Source organism: Bacillus sp. SSR7 (assembly GCF_055902415.1).
The window spans coordinates 39,905-51,922 of the sequence record NZ_JBVVXV010000011.1 but is presented as its reverse complement, the minus strand read 5'-3'; the positions used below and the strand labels follow the sequence as shown (position 1 = coordinate 51,922).

Annotated in this window: 14 protein-coding genes and 1 pseudogene; 13 read left to right on the top strand and 2 right to left on the bottom strand. The window is 37.5% G+C overall.

What is annotated here, in order from left to right; all coding sequences use genetic code 11:
* Window positions 1-3: 3 nt before the first annotated feature.
* A complete protein-coding gene (locus AC0NJG_RS18560) occupies window positions 4-51 on the bottom strand; it encodes a hypothetical protein (RefSeq protein WP_223290794.1) in 48 nt (15 codons plus the stop codon).
* 420 nt (window positions 52-471) lie between these two features.
* Here AC0NJG_RS18560 and AC0NJG_RS18555 point away from each other — a divergent pair, with 420 nt between their 5' ends.
* The 10 genes and pseudogenes from AC0NJG_RS18555 to glpD all read left to right on the top strand — a co-directional run bounded on the left by AC0NJG_RS18555 (window position 472) and on the right by glpD (window position 9,899).
* Window positions 472-1,416 carry a ring-cleaving dioxygenase gene (locus AC0NJG_RS18555; protein WP_087951569.1) on the top strand — a complete coding sequence of 315 codons (945 nt, stop codon included), beginning with the start codon at window positions 472-474 and terminating at the stop codon, window positions 1,414-1,416.
* A gap of 44 nt (window positions 1,417-1,460) precedes the next feature.
* Window positions 1,461-2,438: a ring-cleaving dioxygenase gene (locus tag AC0NJG_RS18550; RefSeq protein ID WP_173601708.1), complete on the top strand. Its 978-nt coding sequence runs from the start codon at window positions 1,461-1,463 to the stop codon at window positions 2,436-2,438.
* A gap of 120 nt (window positions 2,439-2,558) precedes the next feature.
* Complete coding sequence (locus tag AC0NJG_RS18545) at window positions 2,559-3,086, top strand: DUF2199 domain-containing protein (protein ID WP_474063276.1); 528 nt, start codon at window positions 2,559-2,561, stop codon at window positions 3,084-3,086.
* Between the two features lie 214 nt (window positions 3,087-3,300).
* The gene (locus tag AC0NJG_RS18540; RefSeq protein WP_140168618.1) at window positions 3,301-4,173 is read left to right on the top strand and encodes an alpha/beta fold hydrolase; all 873 of its coding nucleotides are present in this window, start codon (window positions 3,301-3,303) and stop codon (window positions 4,171-4,173) included.
* Between the two features lie 77 nt (window positions 4,174-4,250).
* Complete coding sequence (locus tag AC0NJG_RS18535) at window positions 4,251-4,451, top strand: sporulation YhaL family protein (protein WP_000449227.1); 201 nt, start codon at window positions 4,251-4,253, stop codon at window positions 4,449-4,451.
* Window positions 4,452-4,655: 204 nt separating this feature from the next.
* Window positions 4,656-4,871 (top strand): annotated as a pseudogene (locus AC0NJG_RS18530) (helix-turn-helix domain-containing protein); the annotation flags it as partial.
* Window positions 4,872-4,968: 97 nt separating this feature from the next.
* The gene (gene glpP, locus AC0NJG_RS18525) at window positions 4,969-5,529 is read left to right on the top strand and encodes a glycerol uptake operon antiterminator GlpP (RefSeq protein ID WP_000394283.1); all 561 of its coding nucleotides are present in this window, start codon (window positions 4,969-4,971) and stop codon (window positions 5,527-5,529) included.
* A 228-nt stretch (window positions 5,530-5,757) separates the two neighbouring features.
* Complete coding sequence (gene glpF, locus AC0NJG_RS18520; protein WP_001272193.1) at window positions 5,758-6,579, top strand: glycerol uptake facilitator protein GlpF; 822 nt, start codon at window positions 5,758-5,760, stop codon at window positions 6,577-6,579.
* A gap of 13 nt (window positions 6,580-6,592) precedes the next feature.
* Complete coding sequence (gene glpK / locus AC0NJG_RS18515; RefSeq protein WP_429680489.1) at window positions 6,593-8,083, top strand: glycerol kinase GlpK; 1,491 nt, start codon at window positions 6,593-6,595, stop codon at window positions 8,081-8,083.
* A gap of 133 nt (window positions 8,084-8,216) precedes the next feature.
* Entirely contained in the window at window positions 8,217-9,899 is a 1,683-nt protein-coding gene (glpD, locus tag AC0NJG_RS18510) for an aerobic glycerol-3-phosphate dehydrogenase (RefSeq protein WP_087951574.1), read from the top strand.
* A 199-nt stretch (window positions 9,900-10,098) separates the two neighbouring features.
* On the opposite strand, the gene AC0NJG_RS18505 is transcribed toward glpD, so the two are convergent.
* Window positions 10,099-10,263, bottom strand: a complete 165-nt coding sequence (locus tag AC0NJG_RS18505; protein ID WP_000561154.1) for a hypothetical protein — start codon at window positions 10,261-10,263, stop codon at window positions 10,099-10,101.
* A gap of 138 nt (window positions 10,264-10,401) precedes the next feature.
* Between AC0NJG_RS18505 and AC0NJG_RS18500 the strand changes: the two genes are divergently transcribed.
* From AC0NJG_RS18500 to AC0NJG_RS18490, 3 genes are all read left to right on the top strand, one after another.
* Window positions 10,402-10,812 carry a DUF2283 domain-containing protein gene (locus AC0NJG_RS18500; protein WP_087951575.1) on the top strand — a complete coding sequence of 137 codons (411 nt, stop codon included), beginning with the start codon at window positions 10,402-10,404 and terminating at the stop codon, window positions 10,810-10,812.
* 254 nt (window positions 10,813-11,066) lie between these two features.
* Window positions 11,067-11,600 (top strand): sigma-70 family RNA polymerase sigma factor, encoded by a 534-nt coding sequence (locus AC0NJG_RS18495; RefSeq protein ID WP_087951576.1) that lies wholly within the window; start codon window positions 11,067-11,069, stop codon window positions 11,598-11,600.
* Window positions 11,601-11,604: 4 nt separating this feature from the next.
* Window positions 11,605-12,012 (top strand): PadR family transcriptional regulator, encoded by a 408-nt coding sequence (locus tag AC0NJG_RS18490; RefSeq protein ID WP_073517651.1) that lies wholly within the window; start codon window positions 11,605-11,607, stop codon window positions 12,010-12,012.
* The last annotated feature ends 6 nt before the right edge of the window (window positions 12,013-12,018 follow it).

Here is a 12,018-nt window from a genome sequence, read left to right as displayed (position 1 = left end):
ATCTTACTTAAACTCATACCACCAACATCTACGATCAAGGTATCCTTTCAATCCATTAAGTTGCCCATCTGGTGTTTCATAGGGGGAGAAATCTCCTGATTTGCTGATGGCGTTGCAACTTTAATTTAGAGTGACGGTTCTTTTCTCCACTAACGTTTTTTATATTTACTAAACCATTCTCCAGTCCAAAATGTTATGCAATAAAAAAATATCTCGAATTTGAGATAAATCACTTGCTTTTTAATCACTTGAGGTGTAAAGTGATAGTAACGAAAGCGATTGAGTCATATGAAAAACATACACTCAGTTGCTTTCGAGTTAAAAACGAAAGTAACTTATTCAGTAAAAACTACGATAAATTTACAAAAACATAATTAAGAATAAATTGAAACGCTAAAAACCATATTAGTTGTGGGAAATGTTATTTTTTAGTTATCACTTGACTAGTAAAATGAAACGGAGGAATAAACAATGTATGAAATTAAAGGGCATCATCACATTTCAATGGTTACAAAAAATGCAAATGAAAATAATCACTTTTATAAAAATGTACTTGGCTTACGTCGCGTGAAAATGACGGTAAACCAAGATGATCCGTCAATGTATCACTTATTTTATGGAGATAAAACAGGAAGCCCAGGCACAGAATTATCGTTTTTTGAAATCCCTTTAGTAGGAAAAACGTACCGCGGTACGAATGCCATTACTCGAATTGGATTACTCGTTCCTTCCGAGGAAAGCTTACATTACTGGAAAGCGCGATTTGAGGAATTTGATGTAAAACATAGTGAAATAACAACATATGCAAATCGTCCTGCTTTGCAGTTTGAGGATGCTGAAGGTCTTCGCTTAGTATTACTCGTTTCAAACGGAGAAAAAGTAGAGCACTGGGAAACTTGGGAGAAATCAGAAGTTCCTGTAAAGCATCAAATTCAAGGAATGGGTTCTGTGGAAATGACAGTTCGTAGACTTGATAAAATGGCGAGTACACTTACAGAGATGTTTGGTTATACAGAGGTTAGCCGCAGCGAAGAGGAAGCAATTTTTCAGTCCATTAAAGGAGAGGCTTTTGGAGAAATCGTTGTGAAATATTTAGATGGTCCTACTGAAAAGCCAGGCCGCGGTAGCATTCACCATTTAGCAATTCGCGTGAAAAATGATGCAGAGCTTGCTTATTGGGAAGAACAGGTGATTCAAAGAGGCTTCCAGTCTTCAGGAATCATCGACCGTTTCTATTTTAAAAGCTTATATTTCCGCGAATCAAACGGAATCTTATTTGAAATTGCGACAGATGGACCAGGATTTACAGTTGATGGAGATGTGGAACATTTAGGAGAAAAACTTGATTTACCACCGTTCTTAGAAGATCAGCGTGCAGAGATTGAAGCGAATTTAGCACCTATTGAAGAGAAGTAATAGAAGAGAAAATATAAAATTTGAAACTATTGGAGGAATATAAAATGAACCAATTAAAAGGAATTCACCACGTTACAGCGATTACAAGTAGTGCAGAAAAAAACTATGAGTTTTTCACTCACGTTTTAGGAATGCGTTTAGTTAAAAAAACAGTAAACCAAGATGACATTCAAACGTATCATTTATTCTTTGCAGATGATAAAGGTAGTGCAGGAACAGATATGACATTCTTTGACTTCCCAGGTATTCCAAAAGGAGTACACGGTACAAATGAAATTTCAAAAACTTCATTCCGTGTTCCAACTGATGCGGCATTAGCGTATTGGGTAAAACGCTTTGACCGTCTGGACGTGGAACATACAGGAATTAAAGAGCAATTTGGTAAGAAAACTCTTTCTTTCGTTGACTTTGATGATCAACACTATCAATTAATCTCAGATGAACTTGATAAAGGGATCGAATCAGGAACACCATGGCAAAAAGGTCCAGTTCCATTGGAATATGCAATCACTGGATTAGGCCCTGTGTTTATCCGCATTGCAAACTTTAGTTTCTTCAAAGAAGTGTTAGAAAAGGTTCTATTATTTAAAGAGGTTGCGCAAGAAGGAGAATTCTATTTATTTGAAGTAAACGAAGGCGGAAACGGTGCATCTGTCATTGTAGAACATAATACGGTTCTTCCAGAAGCACGACAAGGTTTTGGTACGGTTCACCATGCTGCATTCCGCGTAGAAGATCGCGCTGTATTAGAAGAATGGATCGAGAGAATCAGCAGTGTAGGGCTTCCTTCATCTGGTTATGTAGATCGTCACTTCTTCGAGTCATTATACGCAAGAGTTGCACCACAAATCTTATTTGAATTTGCAACAGATGGCCCAGGGTTTATGGGAGATGAGCCATACGAAACACTTGGCGAAAAATTATCTTTACCTCCATTCCTAGAGCCAAAACGTGAAGAAATCGAAAAATTAGTTCGTCCAATTGATACAGTGAGAAGTACGAAGGAATTTATTAAAGAGTAAAAGTAGAGGTAATAAGTAGGAGAGCAAGTAGTTTTAGCTGATAGCTGGAACTGCTTGCTTTTTTATTTTCGCTTTATGAGTATTTTGCTAAAATGTATGTAAAACTGATGGAGGAATAAAATGACGAAAATGAGTGGGTATACTTGTAGATGCTGCGGTACATATCATGAAGAAATTCCAACGAGCTATGGATCATCAGCTCCTGTTTATTATTATGATGCTGAACCTGAAGAGCGAGAAGATAGATTTGAAATGAACGATGACTTATGCGTGATGGATGGAGAACATTTCTTCATGCGAGGGAGTATTGAAATTCCTATCATTGGTACAGATGAACATTTCATATGGGGTGTATGGGTTTCATTAAGTGAAGCGAATTTTGATAATGTGAATGAATTCTGGGACAAACAACAATTATTAGAGCCGATGTTTGGTTGGCTTTCGACTGATCTACCATATGAGTTGGAAACAGTAAGTTTAAAAACAATGGTTCATCCGAGACCGAATGGTATTCGTCCTTATATTGAACTGGAACCGACTGATCATCCTCTAGCTGTGGAGTTTAGAGAAGGAATAACAATGGAACGGGTACAGGAAATAGCAGAACAACTTTGTTTAAATAACGAGGATGATGAGGGAGAGTGCTGATGTTTGGTGGGCGCTCTTTTTATTATATTGAATAAAATAATTGACTTACTTTTTCTTTGTAACTATAATGGTTACAAAGAAACCGTCAGTAATAGAAGTAAGGAATGTTTTTTTAACATAATTGTAACTGTTGTAGTTACAATTAAAATTAATTATAAAACAACCAAATAATGTAAAAACTTTAAATAGCAACAAGAGAAAGGAGACGGGAATGTTGAAACGGTTTAAGTTTTATATGATTAGCGGTATTGTGCTCGTTTTACTTATCGTATGTAACTTTGTTGATAAGCCGATTGCGAAGGTCGAAGAAGTGAAAGATACTGTTATGATGAAGCTGAATACGAAAGAGAGTATGGCACAGATTGACGGGCAGACGATTTATTTTAAGAAAATTGGTGAGGGGAAACCACCTTTACTTATGCTGCATGGGTTTGGGGGTTCTTCAGATGGATTTAGTGATATTTATCCGGAACTTGCGAGAGACCATACAATTATTGCAGTTGATATTTTAGGGTTTGGGCGTTCTTCTAAGCCAATTGATTTCGAGTATTCGTTTCCTGCGCAAGTGAATTTATATTATAAGTTAATGAAGAAGCTTGGATATGATCAATTCGCAGTACTCGGTCATTCGATGGGCGGAGAGATGTCACTGAATTTAGCGTATTTATATCCGGATGCAGTGACGCATCTCATTTTGGCGGATTCTACAGGAATAGAGTCTTTTCAGCAAAAAGAAAGTTATGAAGTGCCGCCACTATCGACAGACTTACAAACTGTAACTGAGATTACGGATTACAATAAAAATGAAGTGAAAAATAGTCGTGACGATAAAGAGCACTATGATCAGCTGACGAAAATGAGAGAGCGCCGCATTGCGATGGAAGCCGATAAAATTAAGGTGCCGACTTTAATTATATGGGGACGACACGATAAGAGCGTTTCTTGGAAAAATGGTGAACTGTATAATCATCTATTTGCGAATAGTACGTTCCATATCATTGAAAAAGGATACCACGCACCGTTTCGTCAGGAACCAATCGAGTTTATGGAATATGTACAAGCGTTCTTCGCGAAGAATCCGCAATAAAATTTTAAGCATAAATCCACTTCTTTCCTCATACAGTGAAACTAATAAGGCTTGTCTAAGGAAAGGAATGAAGTTGAGTGGAAACTTTACCATGGTGGGTGTATCTTGTAATCGTTGGGATCGTATTAAGTGGCTACATGGTTTTATATACTTCAAAAAAAGAGCAAGAGATGGATAATGAGTTTATTGAAAAAGAAGGCGAAGTATATATGAAGCGTTTAGCAGAAGAGCGAGAGAAACGTAATCAGGATAGTGATAAGGATTCGGTTTTATTATAATTATGGGAGAGTGGATAACATGGTGTTATCCACTTTTTTCTTTATTGAAATATATCAACGATTTTTCGAATATATCAAACACAACTTGGAATATATCAATGATTTTTTTAATATATCGACGTTTCGACAAAAGGTATCGACTTACCGATACGAAGCGACAATGTTAAAGGGTACGATTATTTACCAGGGAAAATATGTAAGTAATTAATACGTCCAAAATGGAAGGTGTTTTTTGATAGTCTATTTATGATAGGAGTATTTTTGTTTATTGCAAAAATCGTTGTATGGATGCTAAATAAGTTTGCAGGAGCAAGTATTACAATTGTAGCAGATACTCCATATGTAATGAATCTTTTGCCCCTTGCATTCATGATTGTAGGTGGTATGGGATCTGAGAAGTTGAAGAAAATATATAAATAGAGGAAAGATTTGAAAGAAATCCCCTACACTAGCTGTTCTTTTCACTTAAATTGTGTACTATAAAGGATAGGACGACATAAAGAAGGGGACATATAGAATGGAATTTCATGAACAAAAGATTTTGCCGGCAGTGAGGCAAATTAAAGATTTGGAAAAGCTATTACATAGTTCGTATGAGTATATCGTTATTTTAGATATTCATGTCGGTCAATTGAAGAGTGTTATATCGCTTGCGAAGCAATATTGTAAAAAGGTATTTTTACATGTGGATTTAATTCATGGCTTGCAGAGTGATGGGCATGCGACGGAATATTTATGTCAGGAGTTTAGACCGTACGGGTTACTTTCAACAAAGGCGAGCGTGATTATGAAGGCGAAGCAAAAAGGTGTTGTGGCAATACAACGCATCTTTTTAATCGATTCGAGTGCGATGGAGAAGAGCTGCAATCTTTTAGATAAGACGAAACCGGATTATATAGAGGTACTTCCTGGAGCATTAACGGACGTTATCGCTGAAGTGAAAGAGCGTACTGGTGTACCGATTTTAGCGGGTGGTTTTATTCGTACAGTGGATGATGTGGAGAAAGCGTTAAATGCTGGTGCGACAGCAATTACGACATCAAAACGCGAACTATGGAAACATTACCAAAAAAAGTGACGAAAATGTGAAATAATTCTGTTGACACCGCTTTCATTAACGGTTAACATTATAGACAAGTTAATAAACGTGACGGAGAAAAGAAGAGATCCACATTTCATTGTTTCTATATAAATTTATATAGAAGCGTGCAAAGCTGTGGGTCTTTTTCTTTTGATAAAAACGAATGGCCATTCATTTTACCTCTATCACATTTGGAAGCGTTTAAATTGATTGTGGAGGGATACTATGTCAGCATTTTTAGGAGAGTTAATAGGGACTGCGTTGTTAATCGTACTTGGTGGCGGCGTTTGTGCTGGTGTAAGTTTAAAGAAGTCGTTTGCGAAAGATTCTGGTTGGATTGTAATTACAATGGGCTGGGGCTTAGCGGTAGCGGTTGCAGCATATGCGGTTGGATCAATTAGTGGGGCACATTTGAATCCAGCTTTAACGATAGGATTAGCATTTAAGGGAGCGTTCCCATGGAGTGACGTACCTGGTTATATCGCAGCACAAATGATTGGGGCAATTATCGGGGCAGTTATCGTATATTTACATTACTTACCACACTGGAAAGAAACAGAAGATCCAGGAACAAAGTTAGGCGTATTTGCAACAGGTCCAGCAATTCCGAACACATTTGCAAACCTTTTAAGTGAAATGATTGGAACATTCGTTTTAGTATTTGGTATATTAGCAATTGGTGCAAATAAATTTGCAGATGGATTAAATCCATTTATCGTAGGTTTCTTAATTGTAAGTATTGGTTTATCATTAGGTGGAACGACAGGATACGCAATCAACCCAGCACGTGATTTAGGTCCGCGTATCGCGCACTTTTTCCTTCCGATTGCAGGAAAAGGCGGTTCAAACTGGAAGTATGCATGGATTCCAGTAGTAGGTCCAATTTTAGGTGGATCACTTGCAGGATTATTCCATCAAGTTGTATTTGAAGGAAAACAAAACGCAGCACTTATTTATGTAATTATTGCAACAGTGATTGTACTAGCAATCTCTTATATGACAAGCAAAAAAAGTGGAAGCAATACAAATAGTAGAAAAGTAGCATAAGGGGGAAACCATTATGAAAAAATATATTCTTTCATTAGACCAAGGAACAACTAGCTCACGCGCAATTCTGTTCAATAAAAAAGGTGAAATTGTTCATTCAGCTCAAAAAGAGTTTACACAACATTTTCCAAAGCCAGGCTGGGTAGAGCATAACGCGCAAGAAATTTGGGGATCTATTTTAGCAGTTATCGCAACTTGCTTAAGCGAAGCAGATGTAAAACCAGAACAAATCGCTGGTATTGGTATTACGAACCAACGTGAAACAGCGGTTGTATGGGATAAAACAACAGGCAAACCAATTTATAACGCAATCGTATGGCAATCTCGTCAAACAGCTGAAATTTGTGATGAGTTAAAAGAAAAAGGATATAGCGAAATGGTTCGCGAAAAAACAGGTCTTTTAATTGACGCATACTTCTCTGGTACGAAAGTAAAATGGATTTTAGATAACGTTGAAGGTGCAAGAGAAAAAGCAGAAAACGGCGATCTATTATTCGGAACAATTGATACATGGCTTGTATGGAAACTATCTGGTGGTAAGGCGCACGTAACGGATTACTCAAATGCATCACGTACGTTAATGTTTAACATTCACGACTTACAGTGGGATGATGAACTTCTAGACATGTTAACAGTACCAAAGAGCATGCTTCCAGAAGTACGTCCATCATCTGAAGTGTATGGAGAAACAATTGACTATCACTTCTTTGGTCAAAATGTACCGATTGCAGGTGTAGCTGGTGACCAACAAGCAGCATTATTTGGACAAGCTTGTTTCGGTGAAGGTATGGCGAAAAATACTTACGGAACTGGTTGCTTCATGTTAATGAACACTGGTGAAAAAGCAGTAGCTTCTGAGCATGGTCTATTAACAACAATTGCATGGGGAATAGATGGTAAAGTAAACTATGCATTAGAAGGAAGTATTTTCGTAGCAGGTTCTGCAATTCAGTGGTTACGTGACGGAATGCGCATGTTTAAAGATGCAAGTGAGAGTGAAGTGTACGCTTCTCGCGTTGAATCAACTGACGGTGTATACGTTGTACCAGCATTCGTAGGATTAGGTACGCCTTACTGGGATAGTGAAGTACGCGGCGCTATGTTTGGTGTAACGCGTGGTACGACGAAAGAACACTTCATTCGTGCAACACTAGAATCTTTAGCTTACCAAACGAAAGACGTATTATGCGCAATGGAAGCAGATTCAGGTATTGAACTAAAAACATTACGTGTTGACGGCGGGGCAGTTAAAAATAACTTCTTAATGAAGTTCCAAAGTGATATTTTAGATGTTCCTGTAGAGCGTCCGGTAATCAATGAAACAACAGCTTTAGGTGCAGCGTACTTAGCTGGTCTTGCGGTTGGATATTGGAAAAACCAAGATGAAATTAAAGAACAGTGGCATATGGACAAACGCTTTGAAGCAACGATGGAAGCGAAAACAAGCGAAGAGCTATATGCTGGATGGAAAAAAGCAATTGAAGCAACAAAAGCTTTCAAATAATCATAAACAGTGTTATAATGGTGACAAGTTAATAATTCGGTAGGAGATTTGGAGAGACCACAACACGCTATAGAGGCGAAATCTATAGCGGAGTTTGTGGTCTCTTTTTTCGTTATCAAAGGGAGGAATTACCATGAAATTTTCAAGTAAACAACGTAAAGACGTATTAAACGGAGTAAATAAACAAGAATTAGATGTGATCGTAATTGGTGGAGGTATTACTGGTTCTGGTATTGCATTAGATGGAGCAACACGCGGGTTATCAACAATTGTGTTTGAAATGCAGGACTTTGCAGCAGGTACATCAAGTCGTTCAACGAAGCTTGTACACGGTGGTCTACGTTATTTAAAACAACTTGAAGTGAAAATGGTAGCAGAGGTGGGTAAAGAGCGTGCGATCGTATATGAGAACGGTCCCCATGTAACAACACCAGAGTGGATGTTACTTCCGTTCCATACAGGCGGTACGTTCGGATCATTCAGTACATCAATTGGTCTTCGTGTATACGACTTCTTAGCAGGTGTAAAACGAAGCGAGCGCAGAAAAATGTTTAGCCGTGAAGAAACGCTGAAGAAAGAGCCTCTTGTAAAACAAGAAGGATTAAAAGGCGGCGGTTACTACGTTGAATATCGCACTGATGATGCGCGTCTTACAATCGAAGTAATGAAAGAAGCAATTGAGCACGGCGCAAAAGCTGTTAACTACGCAAAAGTAGACGGTTTCTTATATAAAGATGGAAAAGTATGTGGTGTACGTGTAATCGATTTACTAGACGGAGAAGTATATGAAGTTTACGGTAAGAAAATTGTAAACGCAGCGGGTCCTTGGGTAGATACACTTCGTGAAAAAGATAACTCGAAAAAAGGGAAAGTACTTCAGTTATCAAAAGGTGTTCACTTAGTAATTGATCAAAAACGTTTCCCATTAGGTCAAGCGATTTACTTCGATACACCAGATAAACGTATGGTATTCGCGATTCCTCGCGGAGGAAAAACATACGTAGGTACAACAGATACGTTCTATGATAAAGACGCAGCTGTACCACAAATGACAACAGAAGATCGCACATACATCATTAATGCGATTAACTACATGTTCCCAAGCGTAAAAATTACGGAAAAAGACATCGAGTCAAGCTGGGCTGGTGTTCGTCCGTTAATTTACGAAGAAGGTAAGAGTGCATCTGAAATTTCTCGTAAAGACGAAATTTGGACTTCTGAATCTGGTTTAATTACAATCGCAGGTGGTAAATTAACAGGATACCGCAAAATGGCTGAAATGGTAGTAGACTACGTAACGAACTTACTACAAAAAGAAGGTCATAGTGCATATCCGAAGAGCACAACGAAACATATGCCAATCTCTGGTGGACATGTAGATGGCTCTAAAGGATTACCAGCATTTATCGCGAAAAAAGCAGGCGAAGGTACGAAATATGGTTTAACGACAGCACAAGCAGAAGAATTCGCAAAATTCTACGGCTCTAACGTTGACGTACTATTTGATCTAGCGAAAAAACATAAAGACGAAGCGAAAGAATACAACATGCCGCTAGACGTTCTAATCCCACTTGTATACGCAATGGATTACGAAATGACAGCAAAACCAGTCGACTTCTTCGTACGCCGCAGAGGCGCTGTATTCTTCAACATCCACTGGGTATATGAGTGGAAAGAAGCAGTAATCAACTACATGGCTGCAAAACTTGGCTGGAGCAAAGAAGAGCAAATGAAATACACAGCAGAACTAGAAAAAGCATTAACAGACGCTGTTATTCCTGTAGATCAACAAGAGCAAGCAGCTGCGTTAGCATAAAATAGAGAACCACCTGAAGGAGAGCCCTTTAGGTGGTTTTTTCTCTTGACTAAAAATAAATAAAATGTGTTACAATGATGATAGAGTATGTAGTATGAATGTTGCATAAAATAAAGAAGACAGAAGCCTGAGAAACTTCTGCCTTTGTAACCTAACTTGCTATTGTGGTGGTAGTAGGTGCGGTTATAAGACAATTACATTAACGTTTTAGCCGAGAACCGCCCTTACCTTTTCCACGAAGCAGGGTGGTTCTCGCTTTTTTGTATACAGAAATTAGCCACGGACCGACGTATCTTCTACCGATGACAACGCCAGCTCCGGTTAGGATACCGTACACTAATTTAATTACAAACATTGCGATCATATTATCACCTCCCCCCTTTTTTCAAAATGGAAGAGATGATTGCCACACCTACTAGTTATAGCTTATTAAGTCACGTATTCATTGTATTATGTTTTAAAATAGGGAACAAGACATATGAATACGTATATGAGGTGTATCATGAAAAAATTAATTACTTACGACCCTGAAATCCAGATGGCATATCTGTATGTAATTCCATTCACTTCAGAAATTAAGATTGAATCGACTGAAGAATTGGAAGAGAATCCTAATCTGAATGTAGATATAGATCAATTTAATCGTATAGTAGGGATTGAGTTTTTTAGAGAAAATGCTCGTAAATTAAAAGGAATAACAAATATGAATAAAGTATATATAAAGAAAACCTTAAATGATAATACATATATATACTCATTTAGACTTTCTCAAGATAATCATTTGCAAAAAGTGTTATTTCATAATATCGTATTTTATTTTTCAGATAAGAAGTATGAAGAATTTATCGGTTTTGATATTATCAATCCATCCTTGTATGGTTATGACATATTAGACTCTTTAAGTGAGCTTTAGGAAGAAGAGGGATCCTGATTAAATGGGTTCTTTTTTTATTTATCGGTTCTTGAAGAAGAATTCCAAAATGAAAGAGCGCCTTGGGAGAGAGGCGCTCTTTAGGTGAATGTATTGTAACGAATATTCGGTTTATTATATGTAAGTTGCTGAGGAAGTGTTTTATAAAAAAACGTTATTGCCGTCCTTATTTTTTATAAATTTATAAAACTTTTCCATACAGTGCGTCGTCTAATATATGGGAAGGAGGAAATGATGTGGATGAATTAACGGTAGAAGCGTTTGAAATAGAAGATAAGGAACTCCTTATCGATGAAATCATGAGCAAGTATGGACAAGAGGTCTTACAGCTTGTGTATTCATATGTGAATAATAAAGAGGTTGCGGAGGATGTAACGCAAGATATATTTGTGAAATGCTATAAATCTCTTCATACATATAAAGGGAATTCGAACTTAAAAACATGGTTATGGAGAATTGCGATTAATCAATGTAAGGATTATATAAAAAGTTGGTATAACAAAAAAGTTATCGTGACAGAGGATGACTTTACGTATATGGGGAGTCAAAAGGAAAGTGTGGAACAAACTGTCATTCAAAATGCGGAGGATCGTGAACTGACTTCTGCAGTAATGAATTTACCGATCAAATATCGAGAAGTGATTTATCTATTTTATTATGAAGAGTTATCAATTAAAGAGATTGCTACAGTAATAGATGTGAAGGAAAACACGATAAAGACAAGACTAAAAAAAGCGAAGGAACTTTTGAAGGAAGGATTGGAGGAATAATCAAATGGAAGATCGATTAAAAGGCCTGCGAAAATCAATGGAGAATACAACGTTTAAACATTTGAGTTTTTCTGATCAGCACCGGAAGCAGGTGCGCGAAAAAATCAATGCTTCGAACGAGAAGGAAGAGGACATCTCGTTAGCGATTTTACAACTCCTCAGTAATGAAAAAACAGGATACGAATTGTCACAGCTGCTACGAGGAAGAGGGATTCGAAAATTCGAAGGAAATGAAGGGTTTTTATATACCGTATTACATCGTCTAGAGCAGAATCGTTTTATTCAATCAAGTTGGGATCATGAAGGAGCGAAATATTATCAATTAAATGATAAAGGAAGAAAGATGCTGCGAAAGGCAGAAAAAAATGCTACGAAGGTACAATTTATACTAAAAGGCTTAGTACAGGAGTGAGGCGGA

Excerpts from the sequence above, each read along its gene's own strand:
- AC0NJG_RS18555 (WP_087951569.1), top strand. The coding sequence starts at position 472 with ATGTATGAAATTAAAGGGCATCATCACATTTCAATGGTTACAAAAAAT.
- AC0NJG_RS18550 (WP_173601708.1), top strand. The coding sequence starts at position 1,461 with ATGAACCAATTAAAAGGAATTCACCACGTTACAGCGATTACAAGTAGT.
- AC0NJG_RS18545 (WP_474063276.1), top strand. The coding sequence starts at position 2,559 with ATGACGAAAATGAGTGGGTATACTTGTAGATGCTGCGGTACATATCAT.
- glpP (WP_000394283.1), top strand. The coding sequence starts at position 4,969 with ATGGAATTTCATGAACAAAAGATTTTGCCGGCAGTGAGGCAAATTAAA.
- glpF (WP_001272193.1), top strand. The coding sequence starts at position 5,758 with ATGTCAGCATTTTTAGGAGAGTTAATAGGGACTGCGTTGTTAATCGTA.
- glpK (WP_429680489.1), top strand. The coding sequence starts at position 6,593 with ATGAAAAAATATATTCTTTCATTAGACCAAGGAACAACTAGCTCACGC.
- glpD (WP_087951574.1), top strand. The coding sequence starts at position 8,217 with ATGAAATTTTCAAGTAAACAACGTAAAGACGTATTAAACGGAGTAAAT.
- AC0NJG_RS18505 (WP_000561154.1), bottom strand. The coding sequence starts at position 10,263 with ATGATCGCAATGTTTGTAATTAAATTAGTGTACGGTATCCTAACCGGA.
- AC0NJG_RS18500 (WP_087951575.1), top strand. The coding sequence starts at position 10,402 with ATGAAAAAATTAATTACTTACGACCCTGAAATCCAGATGGCATATCTG.
- AC0NJG_RS18490 (WP_073517651.1), top strand. The coding sequence starts at position 11,605 with ATGGAAGATCGATTAAAAGGCCTGCGAAAATCAATGGAGAATACAACG.